The 15,212-nt window shown below is 62.9% G+C and carries 19 protein-coding genes; 4 read left to right on the forward strand and 15 right to left on the reverse strand.

Translation table 11 applies throughout. The features are described 5' to 3' along the window. Positions 1 to 16: 16 nt before the first annotated feature. The 13 genes from arsH to ASG37_RS17175 all read right to left on the reverse strand — a co-directional run bounded on the left by arsH (position 17) and on the right by ASG37_RS17175 (position 9,482). Positions 17 to 775, reverse strand: a complete 759-nt coding sequence (gene arsH / locus ASG37_RS17115; protein ID WP_055763304.1) for an arsenical resistance protein ArsH — start codon at positions 773 to 775, stop codon at positions 17 to 19. Further along, entirely contained in the window at positions 775 to 1,098 is a 324-nt protein-coding gene (locus tag ASG37_RS17120; protein ID WP_055763308.1) for a YnfA family protein, read from the reverse strand. The genes arsH and ASG37_RS17120 overlap by 1 nt, the downstream gene beginning before the upstream one ends. After that, positions 1,095 to 2,381 (reverse strand): arsenic transporter, encoded by a 1,287-nt coding sequence (locus ASG37_RS17125; protein ID WP_055763311.1) that lies wholly within the window; start codon positions 2,379 to 2,381, stop codon positions 1,095 to 1,097. The genes ASG37_RS17120 and ASG37_RS17125 overlap by 4 nt, the downstream gene beginning before the upstream one ends. Continuing rightward, on the reverse strand, positions 2,381 to 2,809 hold the full coding sequence (gene arsC / locus ASG37_RS17130) for an arsenate reductase (glutaredoxin) (RefSeq protein WP_082446616.1): 429 nt from the start codon (positions 2,807 to 2,809) through the stop codon (positions 2,381 to 2,383). Before arsC ends, ASG37_RS17125 begins: the two co-directional genes overlap by 1 nt. 11 nt (positions 2,810 to 2,820) lie before the next feature. Continuing rightward, on the reverse strand, positions 2,821 to 3,153 hold the full coding sequence (locus tag ASG37_RS17135; RefSeq protein WP_055763316.1) for an ArsR/SmtB family transcription factor: 333 nt from the start codon (positions 3,151 to 3,153) through the stop codon (positions 2,821 to 2,823). 173 nt (positions 3,154 to 3,326) lie between these two features. Continuing rightward, a complete protein-coding gene (locus ASG37_RS17140; protein WP_055763320.1) occupies positions 3,327 to 3,770 on the reverse strand; it encodes a DUF411 domain-containing protein in 444 nt (147 codons plus the stop codon). A gap of 54 nt (positions 3,771 to 3,824) precedes the next feature. Continuing rightward, positions 3,825 to 4,214 carry a DUF305 domain-containing protein gene (locus tag ASG37_RS17145; RefSeq protein WP_235516307.1) on the reverse strand — a complete coding sequence of 130 codons (390 nt, stop codon included), beginning with the start codon at positions 4,212 to 4,214 and terminating at the stop codon, positions 3,825 to 3,827. Between the two features lie 36 nt (positions 4,215 to 4,250). After that, entirely contained in the window at positions 4,251 to 5,003 is a 753-nt protein-coding gene (locus ASG37_RS17150; RefSeq protein WP_055763323.1) for a PepSY domain-containing protein, read from the reverse strand. Then, positions 4,994 to 6,205: a copper resistance protein B gene (locus ASG37_RS17155; protein ID WP_055763326.1), complete on the reverse strand. Its 1,212-nt coding sequence runs from the start codon at positions 6,203 to 6,205 to the stop codon at positions 4,994 to 4,996. Before ASG37_RS17155 ends, ASG37_RS17150 begins: the two co-directional genes overlap by 10 nt. Continuing rightward, positions 6,202 to 8,139, reverse strand: coding sequence for a copper resistance system multicopper oxidase (locus ASG37_RS17160; RefSeq protein ID WP_055763328.1), 1,938 nt, complete (start codon positions 8,137 to 8,139; stop codon positions 6,202 to 6,204). Before ASG37_RS17160 ends, ASG37_RS17155 begins: the two co-directional genes overlap by 4 nt. A 43-nt stretch (positions 8,140 to 8,182) precedes the next feature. Beyond that, the gene (locus ASG37_RS17165) at positions 8,183 to 8,776 is read right to left on the reverse strand and encodes an RNA polymerase sigma factor (protein WP_055763333.1); all 594 of its coding nucleotides are present in this window, start codon (positions 8,774 to 8,776) and stop codon (positions 8,183 to 8,185) included. Then, a complete protein-coding gene (locus ASG37_RS17170) occupies positions 8,773 to 9,213 on the reverse strand; it encodes a periplasmic heavy metal sensor (protein ID WP_055763336.1) in 441 nt (146 codons plus the stop codon). The genes ASG37_RS17165 and ASG37_RS17170 overlap by 4 nt, the downstream gene beginning before the upstream one ends. After that, complete coding sequence (locus tag ASG37_RS17175; protein ID WP_055763369.1) at positions 9,210 to 9,482, reverse strand: hypothetical protein; 273 nt, start codon at positions 9,480 to 9,482, stop codon at positions 9,210 to 9,212. The genes ASG37_RS17170 and ASG37_RS17175 overlap by 4 nt, the downstream gene beginning before the upstream one ends. A 122-nt stretch (positions 9,483 to 9,604) precedes the next feature. Between ASG37_RS17175 and copC the strand changes: the two genes are divergently transcribed. From copC to ASG37_RS17195, 4 genes are all read left to right on the forward strand, one after another. Next, positions 9,605 to 9,976, forward strand: a complete 372-nt coding sequence (copC, locus tag ASG37_RS17180; RefSeq protein ID WP_055763339.1) for a copper homeostasis periplasmic binding protein CopC — start codon at positions 9,605 to 9,607, stop codon at positions 9,974 to 9,976. Between the two features lies 1 nt (position 9,977). After that, positions 9,978 to 10,907: a copper homeostasis membrane protein CopD gene (gene copD, locus ASG37_RS17185; protein ID WP_055763342.1), complete on the forward strand. Its 930-nt coding sequence runs from the start codon at positions 9,978 to 9,980 to the stop codon at positions 10,905 to 10,907. 126 nt (positions 10,908 to 11,033) lie between these two features. Further along, a complete protein-coding gene (locus ASG37_RS17190; protein ID WP_082445487.1) occupies positions 11,034 to 13,508 on the forward strand; it encodes a heavy metal translocating P-type ATPase in 2,475 nt (824 codons plus the stop codon). Continuing rightward, the gene (locus ASG37_RS17195; protein WP_055763348.1) at positions 13,505 to 13,888 is read left to right on the forward strand and encodes a MerR family DNA-binding protein; all 384 of its coding nucleotides are present in this window, start codon (positions 13,505 to 13,507) and stop codon (positions 13,886 to 13,888) included. Before ASG37_RS17190 ends, ASG37_RS17195 begins: the two co-directional genes overlap by 4 nt. A 221-nt stretch (positions 13,889 to 14,109) precedes the next feature. Here the strand turns inward: ASG37_RS17195 and ASG37_RS17200 are convergent, their stop codons facing one another. Beyond that, on the reverse strand, positions 14,110 to 14,682 hold the full coding sequence (locus ASG37_RS17200; RefSeq protein ID WP_055763351.1) for a putative toxin-antitoxin system toxin component, PIN family: 573 nt from the start codon (positions 14,680 to 14,682) through the stop codon (positions 14,110 to 14,112). Beyond that, positions 14,682 to 15,164, reverse strand: a complete 483-nt coding sequence (locus ASG37_RS17205; protein WP_055763354.1) for a helix-turn-helix domain-containing protein — start codon at positions 15,162 to 15,164, stop codon at positions 14,682 to 14,684. Before ASG37_RS17205 ends, ASG37_RS17200 begins: the two co-directional genes overlap by 1 nt. Positions 15,165 to 15,212 lie beyond the last annotated feature (48 nt).

The following is a 15,212-nucleotide window of genomic DNA, read 5'->3' on the forward strand; positions in this document are numbered from 1 at the left end:
CCACACTAAGAGAACTTTACTCGCCTTTCCGGTACGTTGGCGAGGTTGCGATGCTCGAAAGGTCCGTGGCGCTATCGATCGGCACATCTGCCTCCTTTCGCTCGGAATAGCGATCAACAAGCTGCGTGGTGTGCGGGCGTAGAAGGACCGTGAAGCGCACCAGCTCCTCCATCACATCCACGATCCGATCATAGTAGGCCGAAGGCTTCATTCGGTCGCTTTCGTCGAACTCCGCAAACGCCTTCGCGACGCTCGATTGGTTTGGGATCGTCACCATTCGCATCCAACGGCCGAGGACGCGCAGGGTGTTCACGCTGTTGAACGACTGCGATCCGGCCGACACCTGCATGACGGCAAGCGTGCGGCCCTGCGTCGGGCGCATCCCACCCATCGACAGCGGCAGGTGATCGACTTGCAGCTTCATGATGCCGGTGATCTGGCCGTGGCGCTCGGGGCTGCACCACACATGCCCCTCCGACCACATCGACAGTTCGCGTAGCTCGTGGACGGCCAGGTGATCGTCCCCCGTCACCTGATCGGGCAGCGGCAACGTCGAAGGATCGAAGATTCGCGTTTCGCAGCCGAAGAATTGCAGCAGGCGAGCGGCTTCCTCAACGCACAACCGCGAAAAGGACCGCTCCCGCAAAGAGCCGTAGAGCAACAGTATGCGCGGAGGTGGATCACCAGCGCCCAGCCCAAGGGCAGGACGATCGAGCGCATAGCGCCGATCAAGGGCGGGTAGATGATCGGGGTCAGAGAGGGCGCGAAGCGGCATCAGGCGGTCCTTGGGCCAAGCAGAATGATACAGGTGCCGATCAGGCAGAGTGTCGCTCCACCAGCGTCCCAGCGGTCGGGCCTCACCCCTTCGACAGCCCACAGCCAGATCAGCGATGCACAGATGTAGACGCCGCCATAGGCTGCATAGGCCCGCCCTGCTGCATCGCTGTCCACGCGTGTCAGCAGCCAGGCGAACAGCACAAGCGATACCACGCCCGGAGCCAGCCACAGGGGCGATTTGCCCAGCCGCAACCATGCCCAAAAGGCAAAGCAGCCTGCGATTTCCGCGAGCGACGCGGCCAGATATACGAGTGCCGTCATCCCATGCTGATCCTGATCGCGAGTGCCGCGAGCGTTACCAGCAGCACCGGAATCGTTAGCGTCGCGCCGACCTTGAAGTAATAGCCCCAGCCGATCCGAATGCCCTTTTGCCCGAGGACGTGCAGCCAGAGCAGCGTCGCGAGCGAGCCAATCGGTGTGATTTTCGGGCCAAGGTCGCACCCGATCACGTTGGCGTAAATCATGGCTTCCTTGATCGCGCCCGTGGCGTGCGTCGCGTCGATCGACAGCGCACCCACCAGAACGGTCGGCATGTTGTTCATCACCGACGACAGCAGCGCGGCAATGATCCCGGTGCCGAACGCCGCACCCCAAACGCCGCCTTGCGCGGTGCGATCGAGCAGGCCGGCAAGATGGTCGGTCAGTCCGGCATTCCGCAGGCCATAGACGACCAGGTACATGCCGAGCGAGAAGATCACGACCTGCCACGGCGCGCCGGCCAGCACCTTGCGCGTCTGGATGACATGGCCGCGCGCGGCGATGACCAGCAAGAGCACGGCACCGGCAGCAGCGACGGCGCTGACCGGCACGCCGATAGGTTCGAGCAAGAAGAAGCCGGCGAGCAGCAGGGCGAGGACGACCCAGCCCGCCTTGAATGTGGCATGGTCACGGATCGCATCAGCGGGCGCGCGGAGCTGCGCCACATCGTAGCTGGCGGGTATGTCGCGCCGGAAGAACAGCAGCAGCACGACCAGCGTCGCGGCGATCGACGCCAGATCGACCGGCACCATCACCGAGGCATAATCGGCAAAGCCGATCCGGAAGAAGTCGGCCGACACGATGTTGACGAGGTTGGAGACGATCAGCGGCAGGCTTGCGGTATCGGCAATGAACCCCGCCGCCATGACGAACGCCAGCGTCGCCTTGTCCTTGTATCCCAGGGCCCTCAGCATCGCGATGACGATCGGCGTCAGGATCAGCGCGGCGCCGTCATTGGCGAACAGCGCCGACACCGCCGCCCCGAGCAGGACGATCAGCACGAACAGCCGACGACCATGCCCCCCGCCCCAGCGCGCAACGTGGAGCGCCGCCCATTCGAAGAACCCGGCTTCATCGAGCAACAGGCTGACGATGATGATCGCGACGAACGTCGCGGTCGCGTTCCAGACGATGCCCCACACCACCGGCACGTCAGAGAGCGAAACGACCCCGACGAGTAGCGCGACGGCCGCGCCGCCTAGCGCGCTCCAGCCGATGCCCAGGCCCTTGGGCTGCCAGATGACGAGCGCGATCGTGACGACGAAGATAGCGAACGCGAGCAGCATCAGGCGATGCGCTGGCCCGAAGCATCCACAACCTGTTCGCCGTCTTCCTTGGCAAACGCGCCCTGTTGGGCATCAGGCAGCAGATCGAGGACCGCTTCGGACGGTCGGCACAGCTTCACGCCGAGCGGCGAGACGACCAGCGGCCGGTTAATGAGGACCGGATGCGCCATCATCGCGTCCACCAGCGTGTCGTCTGACAGCGCATCGTCACCAAGGCCCAGCTCCGCATAGGGCGTCCCCTTCTCGCGTAGCAGATCGCGGGGCGTGATCCCGGCGCGGTCGATCAGCTCGACCAGCAACGCGCGCGAGGGTGGGGTTTTCAGATATTCGATGACGTGCGGCTCGATGCCAGCATTGCGGATCATCGCCAGCGTGTTGCGCGACGTGCCGCACTCGGGGTTGTGATAGATCACGATATCGACGGCCACGGGGCGTCCTTTCAGCAGCAGGGGGTGAGTTCGGCCAGGAGCGGCGCACACAGTTCAGGCGAGCCGGCACAGCAATCCTTGACGAGGAACAGCGTTAGCGCGCGCAGCCCGTCTAGATCGGCACGGTAAATAATCGACCGGCTATGCCGTTCCGAGCGCACGATGCCGGCGCGCGCGAGAATGCCGAGGTGCGCGGACATGGTGTTCTGCGGCACGTCGAGCTGACGGGCAATTTCACCCGCCGCCATGCCGTCCGGTTCGTGGCGAACCAGCAGGCGAAACACGTCGAGGCGTGTGCCTTGCGCGAGCGCACCAAGCGCAATGATAGCCGAATCGTTATCCATGCATCCGGCATAGCGGATATGTTAAGTTATGAAAGCTCTCACGATCTTCAAACCACTATCGATTCCGACAACGCCCTGCACCGACATGAAAGCGGCAGGCGTAAAGACCATGCCGGCCACGACATGTCGGGCATGAAAAGTAAATGGGAGGGAGGCGTCCGCGCCTCCCTCTTTTAATGGCGGGCGAACACCTTGCGTCCGGTTGGTCCGAACGCGATCACCTCATAGGGCTGTGCGTTCATGCCCGGCATTTCCATGCCAGGTGATCCCACCGGCATACCCGGCACGGCAAGCCCGTTTACGCCTTTGGGATGCTGGGCAAGCACCCGTTTCATGTCGGCAATCGGTACATGGCCCTCAAATGCCATACCGTCGACTACCGCGGTGTGACATGAACTGAGGTCGGCGGGGACACCCATCTTGCGCTGAAGCACATCGCGGTGAGCGTCATCGATGATCTGCACGTTGCGCCCGAACTGCTGACGGACCTGCTTGGCCCACTGCTCGCAACAGCCGCACCCTGGATCGCGGTGCATGGCAATGCTGTTCGCCGCTAAGGCCACAGCCGGGGTCATCATCGCTGCGGCGACGATCGCACTCCGGATCGTAAACTTCATTGCTAAACTCCTTTGGTGAAGCCCCGCCCGGGGGCGGGGTTCCTGCCAGCGGCCTTATTGGGCGCGCTTGCCATGCGACTTGAGCCAGCCCTGAAGCTCGGCGATGTCCTTTTCCTGCTTCGTAATGGTCATCTGCGCCATCCGCTTCGTGTCGGCATCCTTCGCGTCCCGAAGCGCCACGCGCGACATGGTAACGGCTCCACGATGATGTTCGATCATCTTGCGGGTCCACATCTCCGATGCGTCTCCCTGCTTCGCGGCCATCATCTTCTGATGCATGTCCATCTCGGATGCGGCGTAAGGATTGCCCGGATCATTCATCATCTTGGAATGATCCATTCCCTGCATCTGGCTATGATCCATGCCCGCCATGCTGCTCTGTGCGGCAAGCGGACTGGCGGCGAGCGCTGCGGCTAACATGCCGATCGTGGTAATGGTCTTCATAGTCGTTCTCCCGAGGTATCCCCCACCTAGAGAGAGTTACGCGGCAACGTCGTGCACCCCTTGGACTTTTCTTTGCCTGCGGCGCGGCCAGCGCATGTAGAGCAGCACCACGCCTGCCACCGCAAGGGCTAGCCCCCCAGCTGCAAATGCCATCATCCAAGGGGTGTTGAAGTTCTCATGGTTTTTCCAGTCCATGATGTGGAGGCCCCAGAAAAAATCATAGAGCCGCCACGTACCCGTTCGGACACCGACAATCCTACCGTTCTCCGGTGACACGAACACGCGCGTCGTCTCGGCGTCCTCGAACTCCACACGCCAGACCGGCAGTTTGCCACGAAACTCCGTGCTCGCTGTTCGAGCAAACATGACGGACGCAACAGGGACACCGGGGCCGCGATATGCCGCGCGTGCAACTCGTAGCGCAAAGGGCGCATCGATACGCTGCATCGGCAAACCGGTCCGGGCGTCGTGCATCCGGACCGTGCCGTTAGCCATCGTCAACTCGGCGACGGGTTGTCCGAACAAGGTCGTGTAGCGCAGTTCGCGCACCGGGCCGGGGGCAGCGCCCAACACCGATGCCGGGGAAGCAAACTCCTGAGCCGGATCGATCGTCGCCGTGTTCTCGCGTGCAACGAGGTGTTCTCCTCGTACCCGCTCGATCGGCAGGATGCTCATCAACAAGCCGCTGGAGAACCAGAGCAGTAGCTGCACCCCGATAATCAGTGCCAGCCAGCGATGAAGCTTGCTGGCACCGACATGAAGGCGGAGCCTGCCGCTCCTCAGAACCAGGTCCTCACGCCGGCAACGAAGCTGAAGCCGCCCGTGTCATCACCGCGTGCTCTCGTGAAGCGTGCCGTGTCGCCGAATTGCCTTTCCCACGACACGCCGATGTAGGGCGCAAACTCACGCGACTTTTCGTAGCGCAGCCTGAGCCCGAGTTCGAGGTCCGTAAGCCCCGATCCGATGCCGTCCTGGCGCACGTCTTGGGCTGCAAAGTTGGCTTCCACGCGAGGCTGAAGGACGAAGAATTGTGTCACTCGCTCGTCGTACCATGCCTCGGCTCGGCCAAGCACGTCGCCCTTGTCAGAAAGGAACAGTGCCCCCTCGACGTCGAACCAATAGGGCGCAAGCCCCTCGATCCCGACCGTCGCGTAGGTGCGAGAAGGGTTCGGCTTGAAGTCGTAGCGGACGCCCGCCTGAAGGTTCCAATAGGGATCGAGCGCACGGCTGTAGAGCGCCTGCACCTCGGCCGCTTCGAGCGGTTTGCCAAATGTGCCCTCGCCTTCGCTCTTCAGGGTGAGACGGTTGATGTCTCCCCCGATCCAAGCCTCGCCATCCCATCGATAGCCGTCCCCGCCTTTGCGCGCCTGATACTCGGCAAGGTTGAAGAGCACTTGGTAGTAGGTCATTCCGCCATGCTCGCGGCGCAGGTCGCGGTTGGCATCGCTCATGGCTGCCTCGCCGTAATAGCGAGACGCTGCCAGCACCGGAGATGGTGCAGGCGCGGGCGCATTGCCCGGCTTCAGGTCTGTACCGACAGGCACGGTCGCCATTCCCGGCATTGAAGACATGTCATGCTGCGTTGGCTGGCCGGGTGCCATATCCATGCCGGGCATCGCCGACATATCATGGCCGGTGTGCTCGCCTGTTGCGGTAGCCGGAGCAGGGTTCATGCCTGACATTTGGGACATGTCGTGGCCGGCGTGCGGATCGGCCGCGTTCGCACCGCTCATGTCCATGCCGGGCATCGTGTGTTCGGCATGTGGATCGGCTGCAGGCTTGGAGGGACGCTTTGCCGGGACCTTCCTAGTCGCTGCCTTCTTGGCAGGGGCCCGCTTTGTGGCCGGTCTCGATCTAGCGGTCGGTTTTTTCGCCGGCATTTTCATGCCCGGCATGCTCATGCCCGGCATCATTGAATGGTCCATCGTCTGCGCCGTGGCAGGTGCCGTGGCGACCAGCGCGCCGATCCCGGCGAGAAGCAGCGCCTTCATGCCGCCTCTCCCTTCGCCGAACGGACCTGGACGACCTGCATCATGCCCGCGTGCATGTGGTAGAGCATGTGGCAGTGGAATGCCCAATCGCCCTCGTTGGCGGTCACGTCCCAACTGACCTTGCCCCCCGGTTGGACCATGACGGTATGCTTTCTCGGGCTGTACGCGCCGTGCCCCGTCACCAATTCGAAGAAGTGGCCGTGCAAGTGGATCGGGTGGCCCATCATCGTGTCGTTGACCAGCGTGACGCGGACGCGCTCGCCAGCAAGAAATGGGATCGGTGCCTTCACCTCGGACAGCTTTTCACCGTCGAGCGCCCACATGTAGCGTTCCATGTTGCCGGTAAGGTGGATCTGCACCTCGCGCGACGGCGCGCGCACATCGGGATTGCGATCGACCGCGACCAGATCGCGGTAATTCAGCACACGATGCCCGACATTCTCCAGACCCTGACCGGGGTCGCCGGTACGATCCATCGGCATCGGCGAGATGGTCTGGACACCCGGCCCCTTCTTCACGCCCGGCGCTTTCGAAAAGTCGCGCATGTTCATGTCCATGCCCGCCATGCCGCCCATTGCCATACCACCTGCGGCGTCGGGCGCACCTGCCATGCCTGGCATCGTAGCACCCGACTGCATCGCGCCGTGATCCATCCCGGCCATTCCGCCCGCGCCGGCACCGGCAGCACCGTGGTCCATCTGCGCGTGGTCCATCGCAGCGGCGGGCTTTTCAGCCGTGGCCATTGATCCGTGATCCATTCCAGGCATGCCACTATGGTCCATGCCCTGCATCGAACCGCCGCCCGACATATCCATGTTCATGTCCATCCCCATGTCCTTCATGGTGGCGACAGGGCGCTTGCGAAGTGGAGGGACTTCAGCGGCCATGCCTTCGCGGGGGCTTAGCGTTGCGCGCGCCATGCCGGACCTGTCCACGCTCTCACCGACCAGCGTGTAGGCGCGCTCGTCCGATGGAGTGACGATCACGTCGTAGGTCTCGGCCACGCCGATCTGGAACTCGTCGACCTCAACGGGACGGACGTTGAGGCCGTCCGCCTGGACAACGCTCAGCTTCAACCCCGGAATCCGGACGTTGAAGGTCGTCATCGCGGACGCATTGATGACACGCAGCCGCACCCGCTCGCCCGGCCTGAACAGCCCCGTCCAATTGTCCTGCGGCCCATGCCCGTTGACGAGATAGGTGTAGTTTGAACCCGTCACGTCGGCGACGTCGGTCGGGTCCATCCGCATCTTGCCCCAATCGAGGCGATCCTTGAGCGGCTGGTCCTCGCCCTTGAGCAGGCCGGCGAGCGTCTGCTGCTGCCGGTTGAAATAGCCCGACTGCTTCTTGAGCTTCATGAAGATGCGATGCGGGTGGAGCTGGCTGTGGTCGGACAGCACGATAACGTGCTCGCGATCCGACTGGATCGGGTCAACGCCCTTGGGGTCGATCACGATGGGGCCGTAGAGCCCCATCTGCTCCTGCAACCCGGAATGGCTGTGATACCAATAGGTGCCGGCCTGCACGATCGGGAACTCGTAGGTGAAGGTCGTGCGCTTATCGATGCCGGGGAAGGCAACGCCCGGCACGCCGTCCATCTGGAACGGCACGATCAGGCCGTGCCAGTGCAACGAGGTCTGCTCATCAAGACCGTTCTCGACATGCAGCCGCACGGTCTGACCTTCCCGCAGCCGGATCAGCGGTGCGGGCACAGTGCCGTTAATGCCGATGGCGTGGCTCTGCCGTCCGTCGATCATCATCATCTGGTGCGCGACCCGGAGCCGGATTTCATCACCCGATACAGTAGGCAGCGGCTTCACAATACCAGCGGAAACAGGCTGCGCCCATGCCGGCATATATGCCGACAGCGCAACACCGCCTCCTGCAAGAGTGGCACCGCGCAGCAATTGGCGGCGGTCTAGAACGCGCGACATGGTAGCTCCTTGGGATTGAGCCGCTGCCGGCCCGTCTCACCTCTTACGCGTCCCGTGCGCCTACCCCTTGGTTCTCTTTCAAATTTTCGGCGAGGCGCGCGCGAGCCCGATATAGCCTGGTTTCGACCGCCTTCTGGCTGATCCCCAATACATCGGCCGTTTCCGCCTGGCTCAAACCCTCGATCGTGCGGAGCACCAACGGTTCTTTGAGATTCATCGGCAAGGTCGCGATGGCGCGCGTCACTTTGGCAAGTTCCTGCCGATCGGCTGCTGCGTCATCGATTGCTACCTGATCGTCCGCGATCGTCTCGGCCTGTTCGTCGAGCGGTGCGGCAAAGGAGAAAAACCGACGGACCGCGCGCTTCCTTGCCCAATCCCGGCATTTGTTGACGGCGATCGTAGAAAGCCATGCTTTCATCGCCCGCTGTGTATCGTAGCGCGGCATCGCCTGATGCGCCGCGACAAACGTCTCTTGAACCAAATCGAGCGCTTCGTCGGCCTCGCCGACAAAGGCGCGCGCGAGCCGGAATATAGGCTGACGATAGCGACGCATGATTTCGGAGAATGCCGCTTGTCGGCCAGCGATGCTGAGCGTCGCCAGTTCGCCGTCGGACAGGGTGGTCCAATCGAGGCTCACCCCTGGTCGTCGGTGAGCGCCTTCACCACCGCAGCATCGAATTGGGGGGTCTGATCCGGGCGCAAAAGCTGCCGCATGGCGAAGATATGCGCCAACGTTGCCTTCTGTAACTCGCCCATCGCCGCATGACTCTGATCGACCGCGGCGGTCACCTTGGGGCCGTTGCCATGCTCGGTCTCAATGGCCTCGGCTAGCCGTGCATTGTCCGCGCGCATTTCCAATTCCAGCGCGTGGCGTTGCACCGCGAACCGGTCCTCTAGGCTTTTCAGCCGGGCCTGCTGATTGCCATCAAGCGCCAGCTTATGGTGCAGGACCTCGTGCAAGGCGGTGCCCGGTTGCTTAGGCTGGGGCAGCAACACGCGCGCAAGAAATACGCCTGCGATAGCCGCGAGGAAGGCCAGTACAACGCAGACGATAAGCCGCTTGGTCGATGTCATGGCTCACCAATCAGCAAGACCGATGGCGCCAGTGGTGATGCGCCCCCGAGCGGCGAAAGCGACACCGCAGGGCTGGCGGTCGCCGGAAGTTCCGCGCCAACCATGCCGATCGCGAGCGCTGCGACCATCACGCCCCCGACGCCCAATCCGGTCAACCGTGCGACGGGCTGCGCACCGATGCGTGCGAACACCTGCGCTTCGATCCCGTCCAGCGATGCCGGCACGGGTGCGCCCGCGAGCCTCGCCAATGTTCTGTCTAGATCGTCCATGCTGTCCACTCCGCGCCTCTACCACTTGTTACGCAGCGATGCCCATCACCCCTCGACTTCCGTCATGAGGGGCGAGCGGCCGGGCCGCGTAGAACAGGCACGAACCTGATCGGAGTATTCCCATGCGTCGCGTCTTCCTTCCTACCGCTGTCGTCCTTCTCGGCCTTGCCGGAGCCGCCCAGGCCCATCCCAAACTCGTATCCGCATCCCCGGCACCGAATGCGATGGTCGCGAAGCCCGCCAATGTCACACTGCGCTTCAGCGAGAAGCTGATGCCCAAGTTTTCCGGTGCGGATCTGATGATGACCGGGCATGGCGGCATGACGCACGCACCAATGAAAGTCGTCGGGACCGCAACTGTCGGCTCGGACGGTCGCACCCTCGTCGTCACGCCCAAGTCGCCGCTCGGCGCGGGTAGCTATAAGCTTGCCTGGCATGTGGTCTCGACCGACACACACCGCATCACCGGAAACTACGCCTTCACGGTGAAGTAAGGTGGAAGCCGACTGGCCGCTGATCGCGGTTCGCTTCGCGCTTTACGTGACGCTGAGCGGGCTGTTCGGCCTCTCGGCATTCGGCCTCTACGGGTTGAAGGTCGGTGAGCGCGGCAACGCGCTTGCCTTCCGCCCTTGGCTGTTCGGGACCGGGCTTCTCGCCCTGCTATTCTCCGGCATAGCGGTCGCGCTGCTCGCAGCCGCGATGGCAGGTGCACCTCCGTGGCCGATCGATCGGGAAGCAGTCGGAATGCTGCTCTCTGACTCCGCAACGGGCACGGCATGGAAAGTACGCATGATCGCGCTCTTGGTGGCGTCTATCGCTGCCCTAATAGCGGCGCGGCGCACGATGCCGCTTGGCTTGGTCGCCATCTTTTCCGGCGTCGCTCTCGCAACGCTCGCCTGGACGGGGCACGGGGCGATGGACGAAGGCGCGACCGGGTGGGTGCATCTGGCGGCCGATATCCTCCATCTCCTGAGCGCTGGTGCGTGGGTGGGAGCGCTGCTCGGGCTTGGGCTGCTGGTGACACGACCAGCGCGGCGCACCGATGCCGCCCACCTCGCACTGACCTATCGAGCGCTGCACGGGTTCGGTCTGACCGGCACGATTGTCGTCGGTACGATCGTCATCACCGGCCTCATCAACGCTTGGCTGTTGGTTGGCCTTGGCAATCTCCCGACCCTCGGCACGACGGTCTACGGCAGGCTCTTGATCGCCAAGCTTGTGCTGTTGGGTGGGATGCTCGGACTCGCTTCGCTTAACCGCTTCCGCTTTACACCGGCATTCGAACGATCGGTGTCAGCAGGCGATTATAAAGGCGCGCTGCGAACCTTGCGAACAAGTCTTGCAGTCGAGGCTTCGTGCGTGGTCGCGATCCTCGTGCTGGTAGGTTGGCTCGGCACGCTCGAACCCCCTGCGTCGGCCATGTAGCTATTGGTTTGAGGGCAATCGAGCTTTGCGACGTAATTTAATTAGGTGCCGTGAGTCGTTGGAAGGGGGGCTTGACCCTGACACGGTGTCAGACCCTACATGCTCTCGGGTTGAAGGAGTTTTTCTATGAACGACCCTGATTTCCACGCCCATTTGGCCGGGGGCTGCGGGTGCTCGAACAAGCAAGCTGATAAAGCTGCTGCGATCGAGCGCGAGGCGGGCGCGTCCTGCTGCTCGTCCTCCAAATCTCCGGCTGTTCCACAAGCTGCCAAGGAAGGATGCTGCTCAGGGAAAGCGGGCGGAGAACCTTCTGCCACAGTGACCGACCCGGTATGCGGCATGACCGTTGATCTGGCAAAAACAGCGCACCATGCCGAGCATGCCGGGCACGAGTATCATTTCTGTAGTGCAGGGTGTCGAACCAAGTTCGTCGCTGACCCTGATGCCTACCTTGGGGCCAAGCCAAAGCCCGAGCCGGTGGCAACCCCGGGAGCGATGTGGACGTGCCCCATGCACCCTGAGATTCGTCGGGAAGGGCCGGGAACGTGCCCCATTTGCGGCATGGCCCTCGAACCGGAAGAGCCGTCGCTCGATGACGGTCCCAATCCAGAACTAGTCGATTTCACCCGGCGTTTGTGGGTAGCAGGAGCGCTCACCGTTCCGCTGCTCATTGTTTCGATGTTCGCCGAGATGTTTGGGCTCCATGTTGTTAGCCCTACCGCTTCGCCTTGGGTCCAACTCGCACTCACTGCGCCAATTGTGCTGTGGGCGGGATGGCCGTTTTTCGAGCGGGGGTGGATGTCGCTTCGCACCCGCCATCTGAATATGTTCACGCTGATCGCGATCGGCGTCGGTGCGGCATTCCTCTACAGCCTGGTCGCAACACTCGCGCCCAGCATCTTCCCTGCGACGTTCCGGATGCACGGGGGCATGGTCCCAGTCTATTACGAAGCTGCCGGCGTCGTCGTGACACTGGTGTTGCTCGGACAGGTTCTCGAATTGCGCGCCAGAGCGGCGACTGGCCGCGCGATACGCGCCCTCATGGACCTCGCTCCCAAGACAGCGCGACGGTTGCGGTCTGACGGGTCAGAGGAAGAAGTCAGCCTTGCCGACGTGGCAACCGGAGATCGGTTGCGGGTCCGCCCCGGCGATGCGATCCCGGTCGATGGCGTGGTGGTCGAGGGTCGCTCCTCGGTCGATGAATCCATGCTCACCGGCGAGCCGGCCCCCGTCCTCAAGGAAGTCGATGCCGCAGTCACGGGGGGGACGGTGAACGGCACGGGCAGCCTCGTTATGGAAGCCGGCGCGGTCGGTTCGGACACGATGCTGGCGCGCATCGTCCGCATGGTCGCGGAAGCGCAGCGCAGCCGTGCCCCGATCCAGGCGGTCGCCGACCGGGTATCGGGCTGGTTCGTACCTTTGGTCGTGCTGATCTCGGTCGCGACCTTCGTGGTGTGGTCGCTGGTCGGTCCCGAGCCACGCATGGGTCACGCCCTTCTTAATGCGATCGCCGTGCTGGTGATCGCCTGCCCGTGCGCGCTCGGGCTCGCGACCCCTATGTCGATTATGGTTGGCACCGGCCGCGGCGCGCAGGCCGGCGTGCTCGTCAAGAATGCCGAAAGCCTACAGGCACTCGATAAGGTCGATACGCTGGTCATCGACAAGACGGGCACGCTAACGGAAGGCAAGCCGTCGCTGGTCGCGATCGAGGCAACCGGCACCGTTGGAGAGAACGACATGCTCGCGCTCGCTGCGGCTGTCGAAGGACAGTCCGAACACCCGCTAGCCCACGCGATCGTCGTCGCCGCCAAGGAACGCGGATTGCAACTCGCCACGGTCGCAGACTTCGCTTCGCAGACCGGCATGGGTGTCAGTGCCACGGTTGGCGGCCGATCGGTGGTGATCGGCAATGCCGCACAAATGAGCCGGGTCGGTGCCGATCCCCAGTCACTCGACGCTTCGGCCGATCGCCATCGGAGCGAGGGAGCCGGCGTCATCCTGATCGCGATCGACGGCGCACTCGCGGGCTTGCTCGCGGTTGCTGACCCGGTGCGCCCTTCGGCGCGCGACGCCATCGCGGCTCTTCGCAAGGAAGGTCTGCGCGTTATCATGCTGACGGGCGACAATCGCGGGACGGCCGATGCGGTTGCGCGCGCCGTGGGCGGCCTGGACGATGTACGCGCCGATCTGCGACCGGAAGATAAGGCGCGGATCATCGGCGAATTGAAAGCTGATGGTGCCAAGGTTGCAATGGCCGGCGACGGTATCAACGACGCCCCGGCGCTGGCCGCTGCCGACGTTGGGCTCGCGATGGGGACGGGAACCGACGTAGCGATAGAAAGCGCGGGCATGACGCTCACACGCGGCGATCTTTCGGCGATCGTGCGCGCGCGCAAGCTCGCCCGTGCGACGATGCGGAACATTCGGCAGAACCTGTTCTTCTCATTCCTGTTCAACGGGGTCGGCGTGCCCGTCGCGGCCGGCGTGCTCTACCCCGTTGCCGGCATCCTTCTGTCACCAATGCTGGCTGGCGCTGCGATGGCCCTCTCTTCCTTCACCGTCGTGCTCAACGCGCTGCGTCTGAACACGGTGAAACTATGAACATCGGGGCGGCGTCGGAGGCCAGCGGCGTCTCGCAACGCATGATCCGCCACTACGAGAAGATCGACCTTGTGCCCGCACCGCTCCGGCGCGGGAGCTACCGGGATTATTCGGAAGTGGACATTCATCGGCTGCGGTTCATCGCCAACGCGCGAGACCTTGGGTTTCCAATCGAGGAGATCCGCACGCTACTCGGCTTGTGGTCGGATCGGGATCGGTCGAGCGCCGAAGTTAAGGCGCTGGCGAAAGCGCGCGCTGCCGAGCTGGGCCGCAAGGCGCGCGCGTTGAAAGCTATGCAATTGGCGCTGATCGACTTGGTTGAGCGCTGTCACGGCGATGATCGCCCGGAGTGCCCAATTATCGAAAGCCTCGCTGAATAATCCGATCGAGCGCGGCGCTTAGCGTGCCGCGCTCTACCGCCTGTGGGCGTTCGCAAGCGGTTCTAGTGTTCTCCCTTCTCGTGTGAAAACGGCTTTTGGGAAAGATCTATCGTTCCCAAAAGACCATCGTTTTCGAGGAAGCTTTGTGTCAAAACCGAACGGTTCTGACGCTTGAGATAGGTCGCCGCCTTTCAAGCGCTTACTGGTGTCAGAACCCTCATTCAGAATAGCTCGACAAGGGGTTGCAGTCGGTGGCTTGCTTGGACCAAATCGCTTTTCCGAAAGCGGTCGAGGTAATCTTCGGCGGTGACAGCGGGATTGTGAAACTGACGGCGTTGGTTTCCGATTGCGGTCAGCGCCTTGGCCGTATCGAGGTCGATGACATTAACGATGAAGTCGTCGGGATGCTTCACCTCGATACCGTGGCGGGCGGCTGCTTCGACCGGAAAATCCTTGAGGTTGTACGTGACAATCGCGTCGGCTCTGCCGTGAATCGCTGCGGCAAGAACATGGACGTCCTTGGGATCAGGCAGTGTCAGGGCAGGCATCAGCGGTTCGTAGCCTTCCACCAGCGCCTCTCCGAAGCTGTCCATGTAGGTCCGCTGGCGTTGGAAATGGTCAGCTGCCAGATCGGCAAACCGTCGCCTTAAGCTTTCCTCCCACTCGGCCAGGATGGCCTCGCTCCAGAGCGGCCGGAACAGCCGGCTGGCGGCGAACCACAAAAGCGCACCCCGCACGATGGAGGGGTGCATGACGTTGGCATCGAGCAGGACGGTGTAGCGGCCGACCAGCATCAGGGACGATCGAGAGGCGTGTGATCGTCGAAGAGGCCAGCTTCCTGATCCAGATCCGCCATTTCCTGCAGGGCCTCATGCCGGGCCGCATCCATGCGGCTGCGGTAGGTCAGCACGTCGCGTCCGAGCAGCTTACGATGCGTGCCGACCATCCGGAACGGCAGATCACCGCGTTCTAAGAGCTTAATGAGGTGTGGACGCGACATGTTGAGCAGGTCGGCTGCTTGGCTAGTTGTAAGCTCTGCCTGTACCGGCACGACAGTGACGGCATGACCGTTGCCGATCTCAACTAGCATCTTGACGATGCTGTTGAACACACCAGACGGCAGGCTGATAACGTCCTCACCTGCCCCTTCTACAGTCAGGTGAATAGGGCGGCTGGAATCTACCCTCGACAGTGCACGCGCGGCGTTACCGGCCGCCTCGATCTCGTGTGCAGTAGGCTCGTAGGCCTCGTCGATATTGAAGGCCACGGCGGCCATGTTTCATCTCCCAGGGCGGAAGCCATCTAGTGACTGCGAGTTGTAAAC

Origin of the sequence: Sphingomonas sp. Leaf407, from assembly GCF_001425385.1 — a bacterium.
In the GTDB taxonomy this organism is placed as follows: Bacteria; Pseudomonadota; Alphaproteobacteria; order Sphingomonadales; family Sphingomonadaceae; genus Sphingomonas.

Coding starts and splice junctions, on each gene's coding strand:
- ASG37_RS17190 (WP_082445487.1), top strand. CDS start 11,034: ATGAACGACCCTGATTTCCACGCCCATTTGGCCGGGGGCTGCGGGTGC.
- ASG37_RS17200 (WP_055763351.1), bottom strand. CDS start 14,682: ATGCTGGTCGGCCGCTACACCGTCCTGCTCGATGCCAACGTCATGCAC.
- ASG37_RS17125 (WP_055763311.1), bottom strand. CDS start 2,381: ATGCTGCTCGCGTTCGCTATCTTCGTCGTCACGATCGCGCTCGTCATC.
- ASG37_RS17205 (WP_055763354.1), bottom strand. CDS start 15,164: ATGGCCGCCGTGGCCTTCAATATCGACGAGGCCTACGAGCCTACTGCA.
- ASG37_RS17160 (WP_055763328.1), bottom strand. CDS start 8,139: ATGTCGCGCGTTCTAGACCGCCGCCAATTGCTGCGCGGTGCCACTCTT.
- ASG37_RS17170 (WP_055763336.1), bottom strand. CDS start 9,213: ATGACATCGACCAAGCGGCTTATCGTCTGCGTTGTACTGGCCTTCCTC.
- copC (WP_055763339.1), top strand. CDS start 9,605: ATGCGTCGCGTCTTCCTTCCTACCGCTGTCGTCCTTCTCGGCCTTGCC.
- ASG37_RS17145 (WP_235516307.1), bottom strand. CDS start 4,214: ATGAAGACCATTACCACGATCGGCATGTTAGCCGCAGCGCTCGCCGCC.
- ASG37_RS17195 (WP_055763348.1), top strand. CDS start 13,505: ATGAACATCGGGGCGGCGTCGGAGGCCAGCGGCGTCTCGCAACGCATG.
- ASG37_RS17155 (WP_055763326.1), bottom strand. CDS start 6,205: ATGAAGGCGCTGCTTCTCGCCGGGATCGGCGCGCTGGTCGCCACGGCA.
- arsH (WP_055763304.1), bottom strand. CDS start 775: ATGCCGCTTCGCGCCCTCTCTGACCCCGATCATCTACCCGCCCTTGAT.
- ASG37_RS17135 (WP_055763316.1), bottom strand. CDS start 3,153: ATGGATAACGATTCGGCTATCATTGCGCTTGGTGCGCTCGCGCAAGGC.
- ASG37_RS17175 (WP_055763369.1), bottom strand. CDS start 9,482: ATGGACGATCTAGACAGAACATTGGCGAGGCTCGCGGGCGCACCCGTG.
- ASG37_RS17140 (WP_055763320.1), bottom strand. CDS start 3,770: ATGAAGTTTACGATCCGGAGTGCGATCGTCGCCGCAGCGATGATGACC.
- ASG37_RS17120 (WP_055763308.1), bottom strand. CDS start 1,098: ATGACGGCACTCGTATATCTGGCCGCGTCGCTCGCGGAAATCGCAGGC.